Origin of the sequence: Cypionkella psychrotolerans (assembly GCF_001294535.1) — a bacterium.
GTDB classification, from domain to species: Bacteria; Pseudomonadota; Alphaproteobacteria; order Rhodobacterales; family Rhodobacteraceae; genus Cypionkella; species Cypionkella psychrotolerans.
Window position 1 is genome coordinate 19,977 of sequence record NZ_LGIC01000018.1, and the last position, 14,541, is coordinate 34,517.

Genomic DNA, 14,541 nt, shown 5'->3' on the forward strand with positions numbered 1-14,541 from the left:
CCCGGAGTATTTTTGCCAGTATGAATGCAAATTTGAGTTAAATTAAAGCGGCCTGGCTGGCCCACAGGAATTGCTCGGGCGTTTCCACCGCACAGGGGCGGACTTGACGGAGGCGATTGAGCGCGGGATCGGCGGCTTCTCCGGCCTCGACCATCAGGCGCAGCGCGGCGGTGCCGGATCTGCCGCAGCCGCCCATGCAATGCAGCAGGACTTTGTGGCCTTTTGCCAGTTTGCTATGGGCGAGCGCAGAAATTTCGGCCCAGCCTGTGCTTGGGGTGTCATAATCTGCGGTGGGCAAATGCGCCCATTGGATGCCGAAGTGCGACAGGTCTGCGCCAAGGCCGAGGGCTGTGCGAGAAAGTTCCTCGGCGCTCACCAAGCTGACCACGAGCGCCGGATGCCAATGCTGGATCGCGATCAAATCGGCCTCGTAGAACCCCGCCCGTCCGGGGCATGGGCTGATGCCTAAGACCCCCTGCCCCACCGCCAGCTCTGCGATTGTCAGCCGCATCTGTTCCTCTTTGGTTTACGTTTCGCCGCGCGCGCCGTAGTCTGGCGCGACCCGAATCCGCCCGCATGTTCTCTGAGGTATGATGACCGAAACCACGCCGCAAACCTATCAGGTTTTGGCCCGCAAATACCGCCCCGCGACCTTTGCCGATCTGGTCGGTCAAGAGGCGATGGTGCGCACGCTGAAGAACGCCTTCGCGGCGGACCGGATTGCGCATGCGTTCATGATGACCGGGATCAGGGGCACCGGTAAAACCACCACAGCGCGGATCATTGCCAAAGGGTTGAATTGCGTCGGCCCAGACGGCAAAGGCGGGCCTACGACTGAGCCTTGTGGGGTGTGTGAGCCTTGCGTGGCGATTGCCGAGGGCCGTCATGTCGATGTGATGGAGATGGATGCGGCCTCGCGCACCGGCGTGAATGACATGCGTGAAGTCATTGATTCTGTGCATTATCGGGCGGCTTCGGCGCGGTATAAGATCTATATCATCGACGAAGTGCATATGCTGTCCAACGCGGCGTTCAACGCGCTGTTGAAGACGTTGGAAGAGCCTCCGGCGCATGTGAAATTCATCTTTGCCACCACGGAAATTCGCAAGGTTCCGGTGACGGTTCTTAGCCGGTGCCAGCGGTTTGATCTGAAGCGGATCGAGCCGGAGGTGCAGATGGCTTTGATGCGCAAGATCGCTTTGGCGGAGGGCGCGCAGATTACCGATGGCGCTTTGGCGCTGATTGCGCGAGCGGCGGAAGGCTCGGCGCGGGATGCGACCTCGCTGCTGGATCAGGCGATTTCGAATGGGGCTGGCGAGACCACCGCCGATCAGGTGCGGGCGATGCTCGGGCTGGCGGATCGCGGCCGGGTGCTTGATCTGTTTGATTTGATTATGAAAGGTGAGGCTGCCGCAGCTTTGGCGGAACTGTCTGGGCAATATGCCCACGGGGCCGACCCGATGGCGGTTCTGCGCGATCTGGCCGAGATCACCCATTGGGTTTCGGTGATCAAGATCACGCCCGAAGCCGCCGAAGATCCGACCACGCCGCAGGATGAACGCGAACGCGGGCTGGCGATGGCCGCCGTGTTGCCAATGCGGGTGCTGACGCGGATGTGGCAGATGCTATTGAAAGCATTGGAGGAAGTCACCCTTGCGCCGAATGCAATGATGGCGGCCGAGATGGCGGTGATCCGGCTGACCCATGTGGCGGATTTGCCCGACCCCGAGACTTTGGTGAAAAAGCTGATGTCGCAAAGTGCGCCTACGCGACCGACCGGGGGGGCTCCGGCTGGTGGCGGCGGTGGCATGGTGCATGGCGCGCTGCGGATGGCGCCCTCTGCGCCGATGCGGGGACCGACCATGCAGGGCGGGCAGGCTTTGGCCGTGGCGGAAAGCCAGTTGGTGGTCTATGCCAGCTTCGCGCAAGTCATTGAATTGATCCGTGAAAAGCGCGACATGCGGTTGTTGGTTGAGGTTGAGGAAGGCGTCAAACTGGCGAAGTACGCGCCGGGGCGGATCGAGTTTGAACCGGCTCCGGGGGCGAAGCCCGATCTCGCGGCACGACTTAGCCAGCGGCTGCAAGGCTGGACGGGCGCGCGTTGGGGTGTGTCGGTGGTCAACACCGGCGGTGCTGCGACGCTGGCCGAGGAGCGCGATGCGGCCTCTAATGCTGCCAAGGCCGAGGCGATGGGCAACCCCTTGGTACAGGCGGTGATGCTGGCGTTTCCGGGGGCGCAGATTACCGAAATCAGGACGGCAGAGGCGATGGCGGCGAGTGCCGCGATCGAGGCTTTGCCGGAAGTGGAAGATGAATTTGATCCGTTTGAAGACGACTAAGGAGCGAACATGCTAAAAGGTTTGGGCGGCATTGGCGATATGGCCAAGATGATGAAAGCTGCGCAGGAAATGCAGGGCAAGATGGCCGAGCTGCAAGAAGAAATGGCGCGCACCGTGGTGATCGGTGAGGCCGGCGCGGGGTTGGTCAAGGCACGTGCCACCTGCAAGGGCGAGGTCACGGGGCTGGATATTGACCCGTCGATTTTGGTCGCTTCGGAAAAGGAAGTGGTCGAAGATCTGATCCTTGCGGCGATCAAAGATGCGCAGAACAAGGGGCAAGCTCGCAACATGGTTGAGATGCAGAAAATGACGCAAGCGCTTGGCCTGCCTGCGGATTTCAAGCTGCCGATCTGAGAGGACCCTGCCTGAATGGAGCAATCCCGTGACATTGAAACGCTGATCGAACTGATGGCGCGGCTGCCGGGGCTGGGGCCTCGGTCGGCGCGTCGGGCGGTGTTGGCGCTGCTGAAAAAGCGGGGAGCGTTGATGGCCCCCTTGGCGCAGGCGATGGCGACGGTGGCGCTGACGGCAAAGGATTGCACCATTTGCGGCAATATCGGCACGGCTGAAATCTGCCCGATTTGCAGCGACGCGACCCGCGCCAATGGTGAGATTTGTGTGGTCGAGGATGTCTCGGACCTTTGGGCGATGGAACGCGGCGGGGCGTTCAAGGGCCGCTATCATGTGCTGGGCGGCACGCTTTCGGCGCTGGATGCGATTGGGCCGGAAGAATTGGGCATCCCTCGTTTGGTGGACCGTGCGGCGGGTGCGACGGAGGTTATTCTGGCGCTGAATGCCACGGTGGATGGCCAGACGACGGCGCATTACATCGCCGATGCGCTGGCCGGGCTGGGCGTGCAGATCACCTCATTGGCGCAGGGCGTGCCGATTGGTGGCGAGTTGAACTATCTCGACGATGGTACGATTGGCGCGGCGCTGCGGGCGCGCCGCAGCTTTTAACGGCGTTTCTCGCCCAAGCTTAAGCCTGCTTCACAACCATACCGCGCTTTCGCCGTATTCCCGCCATATTCCGGCTCTTAACTGGGTTAACCGAAAACCGGAGGGCGCTATGGCCATTGTTTCAATGATTGCAGGCGGAATGCTGGGATTTTTCTCGGCTCTGTTCAGCTTGGTGGCATTGAACGTCAGCTGGATGACGGCCCTAGGGTTGTGGAGCGGTATTGGCTGCGCTGTCGCCGCTTTGCTGCTCGGATGCGCGATGTGGCCCCGCCGCAAAGCGGTCGAGTTGCACCGGACGGAACACGCCTAGCGCGTAATTTTTTCTTGATCTGTGGCCAGAGTCGCCCCTATCAAAGAGTGCGACGTTGACTCTCTGCGATCTCTGTCTCCGATTTCGGCCACAGCATTCGACAAAGGCTGACTGCGCCAAGCCGCCGCAATCTCGCGGGCGGCACTGCTAAGGGAGACATCACGATGGCTAAGGGCACCGTGAAATGGTTCAATGAAACAAAAGGCTTCGGCTTTATCGCCCCGGAAGGCGGCAAGAAGGACGTGTTCGTGCACATCTCGGCGCTGGAGCGTGCTGGTCTGCGCTCGCTGAAAGATGGCCAGCCGGTCACCTTCGACATCGAAGCGGGTCGCGATGGCCGCGAATCGGCGACCAATCTGGCGCTGGCCTGAACCGAAAGCCTCTAACCTTAAAGTCAGGGGCTGATTGAGATTTGAAAGGGGCGCATCCCAGATGCGCCCCTTTTGTATTACAGCACAGACCCTGATCGCCATCGACAATCAGGATTCTTTTGATCGAAAACTCACATCAGGCGCATGGCGAGCCGGTCGCGCAGCGCATGTTCAAAACCCACCCGCAGCGAGATGCCCGAGGTGGGCGCGCGCAATACCACAGCCTCACCGCGTTCCTCAGGGAATTCCTGCGCGGTGCAGTCTTTTGAGAGCAGAATAACCGGCACCCGCCGCGCCACGTCGATCAGCAGCGCATGGGCACGGCGACCCGCCGCAAGCCCGCCAAACGCATCACAGTCAATCACGCACAGCCCATAGCCTGCCGGATCTTCGATCACCGCTTCTAGGCCCACGAACAGATCATCGGTCATTTCCACCTTGCCCCCAAGACCGGCAAGGCGGTGTGGCAGTGGGTTGCCGTCTTGGCCTTGGCTGACCAACATCACCCGGATGCCAAGCCCGACCGGTGAGGCGCTGTGCTGTTCTAGTGACCGAATGACTTGCACGATTGTTCCCCTAAACATGGTAGGCGGTCTGCGTCTTGATTGTTTAACTTTAGGCGACAGTTGCGGCGAAATTGGGCGGGCAATGAGACGTTCTTTGGTGAATTGTGGCGAAGATTGGGCGTTGAACCCGCAGGCTTTGCCCGTCATGATCCCCCAAATGCACCGGGATTTCGCTCATCATGCCAGCGCCAGATTACCAAAGCCTTATCGACGCCGCCACTTGGGGCTTTATTCGCGATAGCGAGGTGTCCTATCCGCCGGACACCGCCAGCCTGACGATTGCCGATCAACGGCGGATTTATGATGCGATGTGCGCGCAGTTTCATCGCGGCTATCCGGCGGGAGTGGTGGCGCAAGATCGCGCGATCTCAGGCGTGCCGTGTCGGGTCTATCCGGGGGCAGCCCCCACGGTGGTTTATCTGCATGGCGGCGGCTATGTGGTGGGCGGCTTGCACAGCCATGACGATGTCTGCGCCGATATTCGCGCGGCAACCGGCTTGCAGGTGGTGGCGGTGGATTACCGCTTGTCGCCCGAACATCTGCATCCGGCGGGGTTTGAGGACGCGTGCGCGGTGGTGCAAGCCTTGCCGGGGCCGCTGGTGCTGGTGGGGGATTCCGCAGGCGGTAATCTCGCGGCTTCGGTCAGCCATGCCCTGCGACGCGAGGCGCGGATTCTGGGGCAGGTGTTGATCTATCCGGGGTTGGGTGGCGATCGCAGCAAGGGCAGCTATCAGACCCACGCCTTCGCGCCAATGCTGACGCTGGCGGATGTGGACTTCTACGCGGGCATCCGACATGGCGGGGTTGAGGTATTGGGCGATGCAACCGTCGCCCCCTTGCAGGATACCGATTTTGCTGGACTGCCGCCGACCGTCGCGATTGCTGCCGAATGTGATCCGCTCGCCGATGATGCACATGACTATGCCACGGCGATCCGGGCCGCTGGCGGGCGCGCCGTATCATTTACCGCGCCGGGGATGGTGCATGGCTATTTGCGCGCACGGGTGACGGTGCCTCGGGCAGCGGCATCCTTCACTGAAATTTGCAACGCTATCAGCGCTTTGGCGCAAGGCAATTGGCCCTATGGAGAGATCAAATGAACGCACATGCCAATATCACCCACTGGGCCGAGCGCGTCGATATGGCGGCGGCCTTCCGCTGGAGCGTCAAGCTGAACCTGCATGAGGCGGTATCAAACCACTTCAGTTTGGCGGTGAACCCCGAAGGCAGCAAGTTCCTGATGAACCCAAACATGCGGCACTTTGGCCGGATCTCTGCGTCGAGCCTGCTGGAAATCGACGCCAACGATCCCTCCACGATGAACCGCCCGGATGCACCCGATCCCACCGCTTGGGGCCTACACGGCAGCATCCATCGCGCTTTGCCCCATGCGCGCTGCGTGATGCATGTGCATTCGATCCATGCCACCGTTCTGGCCAGCTTGGCGGATAGTTATCTGCCCCCGATCGACCAAAACTCGGCAATGTTCTTCGGGCGGCAAGTGGTGGATGCTGATTACGGCGGCATGGCGTTTGAGGAAGAAGCCGCCCGCTGCGTGCAGCTTTTGGCCGACCCAAAGATCACCACGATGATCATGGGCAACCACGGCGTGCTGATCATCGGTCAATCGGTCGCCGATGCGTTCAACCGCCTGACCTATTTTGAGCGCGCGGCTGAGACGTATATTCGCGCTTTGCAAACCGGGCGCGAGTTGCGGATCCTGTCTGATGCGGTGGCCGAGAAAACCGCTGGCGAATGGGACAGCTACCCCGGCTATGCCGAGGCACATCTGCGGGAGGTTAAGGCATTACTGGATGAAGACGGCGCGAGCTACGCCAGCTAAGGCCGGAATTCGCGCGAATTCCGTGACGATTTTCGCGCGAAAATCGGCTAGGCGGTGAAGAACGGTTTCGCCTTCATACTGGGCGGAACCGGCGCCCCCATCCGGGTCAGGATCGACGGCGCCAACGCCAACTGGTCCAGCACGGTATCGGGCCCCGGCATTTCAGACTCGCCGAAGTAGTAGAACGCGAATTCCTGCTGCAACGCGCCGGTGCCGCCGTGGTGACCACGTTCGTCTTGGCCGTGGTCGGCGGTGACGATCACCTCATAGCCCGCGCTGCGCCATTGATGCAGAAATGTGGCCAGCATTTCATCCATCCGGTAACAGGCGTCGTCCATTTCCTCGCAATCGTGAAAGAACCGATGGCCGAGGCTGTCGAGTGTGCAGGTGTGCAAAATGCCGTAGTCGATGCCTTTGACCAGACACAGCCGGGTCAAAGTGGCGAACAGATCGACATCGGAAGGGGTCATTTGGTTGTAGCTGGTATCTCCGCTCATGGTGTGGAAACGACCATGGCTGATCGGACCATCGGGTTCATCATATTCAATGTCGCGGACCAGATCGAACGGATAGCGGTTGAAGAATTCCGACCAGAAGCTGTGCGTCACCGCCCCGGTTTTGCCGCCAGCCTTGGAGATTTCCGAGAACACATCCGGCAATTCCAACCGACGCCGCAACCCGTTGCCCCAGATGCCATGCACCTGCGGCGGGGTGCCAGTGTGGATCGAGGCATAGCAGGAGCCGGAGGTGGAGGGCAGCACCGACCGCATCCGCCACACCCGGGCCTCGCCTTGCGCGACCCAGCCCTCAAGATTGCCAAACAAGCGGCGCCAGTTGCGATAGGGGACGCCGTCGAGGATGATCAGCAGCAGTTTACGCATTTATAACTCCGGCCCGACGGAGCTGTCGAAGCCTCCGGCGGGGATATTTGGGCCAATGTGAAAGCCTTGGTTCGGGCTTTAGTTGCCGCCGCTTTCCATTTTGCGCGAGGCGAGCACCTCTTCCAGCCAGCCGAGTTTCATCTCGGGCACCGAGGACAGCAAGAGGTCAGTGTAATCGTCGAACGGCGGCGTAAGCACGTCGGTTTTGCTGCCATAGCGCACGACTTGGCCGCGATACATCACCGCAATTTTGTCGGCGATGGCTTTCACCGTTGCAAGGTCGTGGGTGATGAACAGATAGGCGACGCCTTCGCGGGCTTGTAAGGACAGCAGCAGCTTCAGGATGCCATCGGCGACCAGCGGGTCCAGCGCCGAAGTCACCTCATCGCAAATGATCAACTTGGGCTTGGCCGCCAAGGCGCGAGCGATGCAGACGCGCTGTTTTTGGCCGCCGGAAAGCTCGGCTGGGTAGCGGTCGATAAAGCCCGCGCCCATTTCGATTTCTTCCAGCAGTTCTTGGATGCGCTTGCGCTTGGCGTCGCCTTTCAGGCCGAAGTAAAACTCTAGGGGTCGCCCGATGATGGTGCCAACGGTCTGGCGCGGGTTCATTGCGGTATCCGCCATTTGGTAGATCATCTGCAATTCGCGCAGATCATCCTTTGAGCGGCTGGCCAGATCGGGCGACAAAATGCGGCCTGCGAAGGTGATGCGACCTTGCGCTGTTGGCAAAAGGCCAGTGATCACACGGGCAAGGGTGGATTTGCCCGAACCGCTTTCCCCCACCACGGCGAGGGTTTGGCCAGCCGACAGATCGACGGTGACATTCTTCAGCACGTCAAAATTGGTGCCTCTGTAGCGGGCGGTGATATTGGCGACCGACAGCACCGGGGCGGTGTCGGCTTTTTCAACGTGGTCAATCGAGCGCACCGAAACCAACGCCTGCGTATAGGCCTGCTGGGGCGCGTTGATAATCTGATCGGTCGTACCGTATTCGACCTTCTTGCCGCCGCGCAGCACGAGGATATCATCGGCGACCTGTGCCACCACCGCGAGATCGTGGGTGATATACAAAGCCGCCACCCCGGTATCGCGGATCGCGGCTTTGATCGCCACCAGCACGTCGATTTGCGTCGTCACATCCAGCGCGGTGGTCGGCTCGTCAAACACCACCAGGTCAGGCTTCGGGCACAAAGCCATCGCCGTCATCGCGCGCTGCAACTGGCCGCCCGAGACTTGGTGCGGGTAGCGGGTGCCGAAGGTTTCCGGGTTGGGCAGGCCGAGTTTGCGGAACAGATCGACCGCGCGGGCCTCGGCCTCGGCGCGGGTCATCAGCTTGTGGTGCAGCGAGGTTTCAATCACCTGCTCCATCAGCCGCTTGGCCGGATTGAACGCCGCCGCAGCCGACTGAGCAACATAGGTGACTTCCCGACCACGCAAAGACCGCAGATCACTCGGGCCAGCACTGCGAATATCGCGGCCGTTCAGCAGAATTTGCCCGCCTGCTAGACGCGCACCGCCCCGCGCAAAGGCCATCGCCGACAGCCCGATGGTTGATTTGCCCGCGCCGGATTCGCCGATCAGCCCCAGCACTTTGCCCTGCTCGACTGCCACCGACACATCATCGACCAGCACGACTTTGCGCGGCGCCTCGCCGGGCGGATACGAGGTCGCTTCGATCCGCAGGTTCTTGATTTCCAACAGGCTGGGTTTCGCTTGATCAAGCACCGCGACCGCCTTTCAAGCTGGTGGTGCGCGACAGCACCCAATCCGCCACCAAGTTCACCGAGATCGCCAGTGCCGCAATCGCAATCGCCGGGGCCAAGGCCGCCGGGATGCCGTAAACCAGACCAGCGGAGTTTTCCTTCACCAAGCCGCCCCAATCAGCCAAGGGGGGCTGCACGCCAAGGCCAAGGAACGACAGGGTCGAGATGAACAGCACCGCGAAGATAAAGCGCAGTCCGAGTTCCGCCACCAAAGGCGACAAGGCGTTGGGCAGAATTTCCGAGAAGATGATCCAGCCCTGCTTTTCCCCGCGCAACCGCGCCGCTTCAACGTAATCCATCACGGTAATATCCACGGCCACCGCGCGCGACAGACGGAACACCCGCGTCGCATCCAGAAACCCCATCACCAGGATCAGGTTCAGCGTGGTCACATCCACCGCCGTCAGGATCACCAACGACAAGATCAGCGTCGGGATCGCCATGATCAAATCTATGAACCGCGACAAAGCTTGGTCCACCCAGCCGCCAGCGGTTGCCGCCAGAAAGCCCAACACCGATCCGGTGACAAACGACAGGATCGTCGAACACGTGGCGACGAAAATCGTCACCTGCGCGCCGTAGATCATCCGCGTCAGCAGATCGCGGCCAATCGAATCAGTGCCCAGCCAGTGTGCCGCCGAGATCGGGTCCCAGACGCCGCCGACCAGTTCATCCATCTTATAGGGCGCGATCAGTTGCGCGAAGATGGCAACGAAGAAAAAGCCCCCGGTCAGGATGAGACCGAGCAGGGCGGAAAGCGGAATACGCCTCATTTCGGGTGCCTCAATCTTGGGTTGGCAAGGATAGACACCACATCGGCGAGAATGTTCAGCCCGATGTAAACGGCGGCAAAGATCATTCCACAGGCCTGCACCACCGGCAGGTCGCGCTTGGTGACGTGATCGACCAGATACTGCCCCATGCCGGGATAGACAAACACCACCTCAACCACAACCACGCCCACCACCAGATAGGCCAAGTTCAGCATCACCACGTTAACCACGGGCGCGATGGCGTTCGGAAACGCGTGCCGCCAGATCACCGTCAGCGGCGAGAGGCCCTTCAGCTCCGCCGTCTCAATATAGGCCGATTGCATCACGTTCAGAATGGCCGCGCGCGTCATCCGCATCATATGCGCCAGCACCACCATCACCAAAACGATGACGGGCAGGATGATCGCCTGCAACCGCTCAAACACCCCCATGCCGGGGAACACCATCGACATGGCGGGGAACAGTTGCAGTTTCACGGCAAGGAAATACAGCACCAGATAGCCCGCCACAAACTCAGGCAAGCTGATGGTGGCAAGCGTCACGCCGGAAATCAACCGGTCCGGCCAGCGCCCATTATAGCGGGCCGCCAGCAGCCCCAGCAAAATAGCCAAAGGCACCGAAATCAGCGCCGCCCAGAACGCCAGAAACAGCGTGTTGCCAAGACGCGAACCGATCGACTTGGCGATATCCTCGCCATTGGTCAACGCGACGCCCATATCCCCGGTGACAAACCCATACAGCCAATGGCCATAGCGCCAGAGCACCGGCTCATTCAGCCCCATTTTCTCGCGCAGGTTGGCCAAAGCCTCGGGCGTCGCCGATTGGCCGAGCATGGCTTGCGCGGTATCGCCCGGCAAAGCCTCAACGCCAAAAAAGATCAGCGCCGAGACTGCCAGCATGAGCAGCAGACCCAGCGCCAAACGCTGGGTCACGAGTTTTACAACCGGGTGCATGCGGCGATCAGGTGTTCAGCCAGCACTTGGCAAGTGCGCGGCCGTTCATCAACTCGCCATTCGGGTCCGACTGCCAGCCGCCAACTTCCTCGCGTTTGGCCTCGACGAAATCGTTGAACATCGGGCAGATCAGACCGCCGGTATCGCGCACCAGATTTGCCAGTTCCGAGTATTCCGCCTTGCGCTTGGTCTGGTCCAACTCGGCGCGCGCGGCGATCAGCACCTCATCGAAATGCGGGTCTTTGAACTTGGTGTCGTTCCAATCCGCGGTCGACAGATAAGCGGTGGAATACATCTGATCCTGTACCGGACGGCCACCCCAATAGCTGGCGCAGAACGGAGCGACGTTCCAGACGTTCGACCAATAGCCATCATCCGGCTCGCGCTTGACTTCCAGTGGGATGCCCGCCGCATTGGCCGATTGCTGGAACAGTTGGGCTGCTTCAATCGCGCCGGGGAAGGCACCCGCCGCCACTTGCAGCACGATGGGCGAGCCATCATGGCCGGATTTCTTATAGGCCTCAGCCGCCGCTGCCGCATCATATTCGCGCTGCGGAATGGTGTCGTCAAACAGCGGATACGCCGCGTTGATCGGGAAGTCGTTGCCGCGCGAACCCAAGCCGCCAAGGATCTTGTCAACCATTTCCTGCCGGTTGACCGACAGTTTCAACGCCATCCGCAGGTCGTTGTTGTCAAACGGTGCCTTGTCGCAATGCATGATGAAGACGTAGTGACCACGGCCAGCTACGGCTTGAATCGAAATCCCCGGCGCACCTTTCAGCAGTTCGACAATCTTCGGATCAACCCGGTTCATCATATGGATCTGACCGGCCTGCAAAGCCGAGGTGCGGGCGGTGTTGTCGTTGATCACAATGATCTCGACATCATCGGCATGGCCGATGGTGCTGTCGAAATAATTGGCATGCTTGGTGAAGGTATGGCGCACGCCCGGCTCGTTGGCGACGATCTTATAGGGACCAGCGCCGATGCCTGCGGTCGGGTTATCAATACCGCCGCCGGGCTGGATGATCAGGTGGTAATCCGCCATCAGGAACGGCAAGTCGGCATTGCCCGACTTCAGCTTCAGCGTGACCATGTCACCCTCGGCCTTCATATCCACGATATCTTTCACAATGCCCAAAGCGCCCGACTGCGATTTCTCATCGGTGTGACGTTTCAGGGTGGCGACCACGTCATCGGCGGTGACGGTCTTGCCGTCGTGATATTCCACGCCCTTGCGGATTTTGAACTTCCACTCCATCGCGTCTGGGCTGGACGAGACTTCTTCAGCAATCCGGTAATCCAGCTCGCCCTTGGCATTCACGTCCAGCAGCATTTCGCCCCAGATCATGTTCACCGCGAAAGGCACTTCCGAGGCCGCCAGCGCTGGGTCGAGCGAGTTGGTGCTCTCGCCTCCCTGCATCCCTGCGCGCAACAGACCGCCCTTTTTCGGTTCTTCCGCACGGGCAGTTGAGGCGAGCAAGGTCGAGGCCAAAGCCGCAGACACGCCCAAAGCCCCAGCACGGCCGACGAATTCACGACGGCTCATCAGACCTTTGGCGGCACGGGCGAGTAGATAGTTCAGCTCATTCGACATTTTAGTCTCCCTAGAAGGCCCCGGTTTTGTGGGCCGTTTTTTGTTGATTACCCAATCAGTAACCCGTGCATTTCCGTTCTGGCAACGATTCTTGCCCTGCGCGGGTTAAACAAATCGGCGTGGCACCTTGTCGTCATAGTGGCGTTCAAACACCTTGGTGTCGCCTTCCCAAGCGGTCAGACTGGCTTTCAGATGCAGATGGCTGGCAGTGGCGGTCATCTCGGCCCAAGCATTTGTTTTCACAGACCAATCGCCCCGAGATTGCCGCTGCTCCCAAGTATGCACAGCGCGCGCCGACAACGGATCATCGGGGTGGATTTCCCACAGTTCCGTCATAGACTCCCCGGTGCAAAGCCCGTGCGAGAGGTTCTCCACATCGCCCAGATCATCGCTGATCACCAAGGCAGTTGTGCCCGAAATCAAGTCAGTTTCGATTTTGCGCGTGGTCTTGCCGGGGCGCAGCACCCGATGCGCCCACGACTTTGCGCCTTCAGGACTTGGCGGCGTCCATTCATTTTCGCTGCCCTGATGCACCGGCAAATCAAGGCTGCCCGCCGTCACGGTCAAGATAGCAGCCTCGGGCGAGGGCCAAAGGAACGGCCAATAAGTTGTGGACAAAGCCAAGCGAAGATGATGCCCCGCAGCCAAGCGATACGCCATCTGGTCGATGTCAAACGCCACTTCAACCACCTGCCCCACAGGCATTGGCGCTGGGTCTTCCATACCACCCCTATGACACAGGTTCAACATCCCATGCGCGATCCGCACCGATGATCCATCCGGCCCTACATCGCACAACCGTGCCACCACGAAGCCCAAAGGTTGATCGCTGGACAGTGTCAGCGACAACCGCGCCGCGCCCAGCAGATCGAGCGGCGCGCTCAGAACCGTACCATCAAAGCACACCGACAACGCATCATCGCTCGCCTGATCCCCCGGCATCTCAGCATTTAGGCCCATCGGGAAGAACTCCCCCGTGTGCATCCCCAACTGCTGCGGCGTGCTAACCGCAACCGAGAATTCCTGCCCAACCTTGCCGCCCAAAGTGCCGCCGGAGGGGTCTGGGGAGGGCGCCCCGCTCTCCCCAGCGCCAGCGCCAAGCGCCAACACAACCCGCGACACCCGCGCCGAAGGCCAAGCCGCCTCCGCCACCCAATGCCCCGCCCGATGCTTCGCCGATGCATCCGGTGCCTCAGAATGGATCATATAGGCGCGATAGGCCGGATCATGCTCCGCGCCATTCTCAATCCCCTTCAACCAGCGATCCCACCAGCGCAAAGCCACCTGTAGAAACCCAATCGCCGGCCCCGGCACCGCCGTATGCGGATATTGATGCACCCAAGGCCCGACAATGCCCTGCACGGGCGCTGGTACATTCTCGACCAGATGCGCCACGGTGTTCATATAGTTATCCGCCCAACCGCCCCAGCTTAGCACCGGAACCGTCATGCGGCTGTAATCCTCGGACACCGAGCCATGCTTCCAGTAATCGTTCTTCTCTTGCATCTCGGCCCAGCGCGGCGCGAGCCAAGGCTCATTCTCCAAACGTTTCAACCACTCCGCGCGCCAGTCAGCCCGCAGCACCGGGTCCGAGGGACGGCTGGAATAAGACAGCATCACCGCCCCCCAGCCGAAATTCTCGCCCAGCAAACAGCCGCCCTTGTAGTGAATATCATCGGCAAAACGGTCGGTGGTCGAGCACACCGACACCACCGCCTTCAACGCCCGGGGTTGCAAAAACGCCGTCTGCAGGCAGTTAAAGCCGCCCCAGCTTTTGCCCATCATCCCCACCGCGCCCGAGCACCACTCCTGCGCCGCCAGCCACTCAATCACCTCGCAGGCATCGGCGAGTTCCTGAATGGTATACTCATCCGTCATCAGACCTTCGGAATCGCCATTGCCACGCATATCGACCCGCACGCAGGCATAGCCATGCCCCGCGACATAGGCGTGCATCATCTCGTCGCGTGGCAAAGTGCCGTCACGCTTCCGGTAGGGGATGTATTCCAACACTGCAGGCACCGGACCCGCGCCAGCAGGCCGCCACACCCGCGCCGACAAACGGCAGCCGTCGGAAAGCACTATTCCCATGTCGGGATCATCGCTAATCGCAAAGGGAAACTCGGTGACAATTTTCATTCAGATCCCTCATGCGCTGCGCGCGTATGAGGCGACGCTAAGGTGT

General features: G+C 60.6%; 15 protein-coding genes. 7 read left to right on the plus strand and 8 right to left on the minus strand.

Annotated features, from left to right (window positions below; all coding sequences use genetic code 11):
• Nucleotides 1–37 precede the first annotated feature (37 nt).
• On the minus strand, nucleotides 38–511 hold the full coding sequence (locus AKV04_RS04260; protein WP_054005233.1) for a phosphatase domain-containing protein: 474 nt from the start codon (nucleotides 509–511) through the stop codon (nucleotides 38–40).
• Nucleotides 512–593: 82 nt separating this feature from the next.
• Between AKV04_RS04260 and AKV04_RS04265 the strand changes: the two genes are divergently transcribed.
• From AKV04_RS04265 to AKV04_RS04285, 5 genes are all read left to right on the plus strand, one after another.
• Nucleotides 594–2,339 (plus strand): DNA polymerase III subunit gamma/tau, encoded by a 1,746-nt coding sequence (locus AKV04_RS04265; RefSeq protein WP_054005271.1) that lies wholly within the window; start codon nucleotides 594–596, stop codon nucleotides 2,337–2,339.
• 9 nt (nucleotides 2,340–2,348) lie between these two features.
• Nucleotides 2,349–2,693, plus strand: a complete 345-nt coding sequence (locus AKV04_RS04270) for a YbaB/EbfC family nucleoid-associated protein (RefSeq protein WP_054005234.1) — start codon at nucleotides 2,349–2,351, stop codon at nucleotides 2,691–2,693.
• A gap of 15 nt (nucleotides 2,694–2,708) precedes the next feature.
• A complete protein-coding gene (gene recR, locus AKV04_RS04275; RefSeq protein WP_054005235.1) occupies nucleotides 2,709–3,299 on the plus strand; it encodes a recombination mediator RecR in 591 nt (196 codons plus the stop codon).
• Nucleotides 3,300–3,408: 109 nt separating this feature from the next.
• Entirely contained in the window at nucleotides 3,409–3,609 is a 201-nt protein-coding gene (locus tag AKV04_RS04280; RefSeq protein WP_054005236.1) for a hypothetical protein, read from the plus strand.
• A gap of 164 nt (nucleotides 3,610–3,773) precedes the next feature.
• Nucleotides 3,774–3,980, plus strand: a complete 207-nt coding sequence (locus AKV04_RS04285; RefSeq protein WP_054005237.1) for a cold-shock protein — start codon at nucleotides 3,774–3,776, stop codon at nucleotides 3,978–3,980.
• Between the two features lie 131 nt (nucleotides 3,981–4,111).
• Here the strand turns inward: AKV04_RS04285 and AKV04_RS04290 are convergent, their stop codons facing one another.
• The gene (locus tag AKV04_RS04290; protein WP_054005238.1) at nucleotides 4,112–4,546 is read right to left on the minus strand and encodes a hypothetical protein; all 435 of its coding nucleotides are present in this window, start codon (nucleotides 4,544–4,546) and stop codon (nucleotides 4,112–4,114) included.
• 179 nt (nucleotides 4,547–4,725) lie between these two features.
• Between AKV04_RS04290 and AKV04_RS04295 the strand changes: the two genes are divergently transcribed.
• Nucleotides 4,726–5,646 carry an alpha/beta hydrolase gene (locus AKV04_RS04295; protein ID WP_054005239.1) on the plus strand — a complete coding sequence of 307 codons (921 nt, stop codon included), beginning with the start codon at nucleotides 4,726–4,728 and terminating at the stop codon, nucleotides 5,644–5,646.
• A complete protein-coding gene (locus tag AKV04_RS04300) occupies nucleotides 5,643–6,389 on the plus strand; it encodes a class II aldolase and adducin N-terminal domain-containing protein (protein ID WP_156317353.1) in 747 nt (248 codons plus the stop codon). Before AKV04_RS04295 ends, AKV04_RS04300 begins: the two co-directional genes overlap by 4 nt.
• Nucleotides 6,390–6,436: 47 nt before the next feature.
• Here the strand turns inward: AKV04_RS04300 and AKV04_RS04305 are convergent, their stop codons facing one another.
• The 6 genes from AKV04_RS04305 to AKV04_RS04330 all read right to left on the minus strand — a co-directional run bounded on the left by AKV04_RS04305 (nucleotide 6,437) and on the right by AKV04_RS04330 (nucleotide 14,495).
• The gene (locus AKV04_RS04305; RefSeq protein WP_054005241.1) at nucleotides 6,437–7,270 is read right to left on the minus strand and encodes an alkaline phosphatase family protein; all 834 of its coding nucleotides are present in this window, start codon (nucleotides 7,268–7,270) and stop codon (nucleotides 6,437–6,439) included.
• 78 nt (nucleotides 7,271–7,348) lie between these two features.
• On the minus strand, nucleotides 7,349–8,995 hold the full coding sequence (locus AKV04_RS04310; RefSeq protein ID WP_054005242.1) for an ABC transporter ATP-binding protein: 1,647 nt from the start codon (nucleotides 8,993–8,995) through the stop codon (nucleotides 7,349–7,351).
• The gene (locus AKV04_RS04315) at nucleotides 8,988–9,806 is read right to left on the minus strand and encodes an ABC transporter permease (protein ID WP_054005243.1); all 819 of its coding nucleotides are present in this window, start codon (nucleotides 9,804–9,806) and stop codon (nucleotides 8,988–8,990) included. Before AKV04_RS04315 ends, AKV04_RS04310 begins: the two co-directional genes overlap by 8 nt.
• Nucleotides 9,803–10,759 (minus strand): ABC transporter permease, encoded by a 957-nt coding sequence (locus AKV04_RS04320; RefSeq protein ID WP_054005244.1) that lies wholly within the window; start codon nucleotides 10,757–10,759, stop codon nucleotides 9,803–9,805. Before AKV04_RS04320 ends, AKV04_RS04315 begins: the two co-directional genes overlap by 4 nt.
• Before the next feature lie 7 nt (nucleotides 10,760–10,766).
• Entirely contained in the window at nucleotides 10,767–12,356 is a 1,590-nt protein-coding gene (locus tag AKV04_RS04325) for an ABC transporter substrate-binding protein (protein ID WP_054005245.1), read from the minus strand.
• A 105-nt stretch (nucleotides 12,357–12,461) separates the two neighbouring features.
• Nucleotides 12,462–14,495, minus strand: a complete 2,034-nt coding sequence (locus tag AKV04_RS04330; RefSeq protein WP_054005246.1) for a CocE/NonD family hydrolase — start codon at nucleotides 14,493–14,495, stop codon at nucleotides 12,462–12,464.
• Nucleotides 14,496–14,541 lie beyond the last annotated feature (46 nt).

Bases quoted from the DNA above. Each gene is read 5' to 3' on its own strand.
- AKV04_RS04285 (WP_054005237.1), top strand. From the start codon at position 3,774: ATGGCTAAGGGCACCGTGAAATGGTTCAATGAAACAAAAGGCTTCGGC.
- AKV04_RS04265 (WP_054005271.1), top strand. From the start codon at position 594: ATGACCGAAACCACGCCGCAAACCTATCAGGTTTTGGCCCGCAAATAC.
- AKV04_RS04300 (WP_156317353.1), top strand. From the start codon at position 5,643: ATGAACGCACATGCCAATATCACCCACTGGGCCGAGCGCGTCGATATG.
- AKV04_RS04280 (WP_054005236.1), top strand. From the start codon at position 3,409: ATGGCCATTGTTTCAATGATTGCAGGCGGAATGCTGGGATTTTTCTCG.
- recR (WP_054005235.1), top strand. From the start codon at position 2,709: ATGGAGCAATCCCGTGACATTGAAACGCTGATCGAACTGATGGCGCGG.
- AKV04_RS04260 (WP_054005233.1), bottom strand. From the start codon at position 511: ATGCGGCTGACAATCGCAGAGCTGGCGGTGGGGCAGGGGGTCTTAGGC.
- AKV04_RS04270 (WP_054005234.1), top strand. From the start codon at position 2,349: ATGCTAAAAGGTTTGGGCGGCATTGGCGATATGGCCAAGATGATGAAA.
- AKV04_RS04315 (WP_054005243.1), bottom strand. From the start codon at position 9,806: ATGAGGCGTATTCCGCTTTCCGCCCTGCTCGGTCTCATCCTGACCGGG.
- AKV04_RS04330 (WP_054005246.1), bottom strand. From the start codon at position 14,495: ATGAAAATTGTCACCGAGTTTCCCTTTGCGATTAGCGATGATCCCGAC.
- AKV04_RS04295 (WP_054005239.1), top strand. From the start codon at position 4,726: ATGCCAGCGCCAGATTACCAAAGCCTTATCGACGCCGCCACTTGGGGC.
- AKV04_RS04320 (WP_054005244.1), bottom strand. From the start codon at position 10,759: ATGCACCCGGTTGTAAAACTCGTGACCCAGCGTTTGGCGCTGGGTCTG.
- AKV04_RS04325 (WP_054005245.1), bottom strand. From the start codon at position 12,356: ATGTCGAATGAGCTGAACTATCTACTCGCCCGTGCCGCCAAAGGTCTG.
- AKV04_RS04305 (WP_054005241.1), bottom strand. From the start codon at position 7,270: ATGCGTAAACTGCTGCTGATCATCCTCGACGGCGTCCCCTATCGCAAC.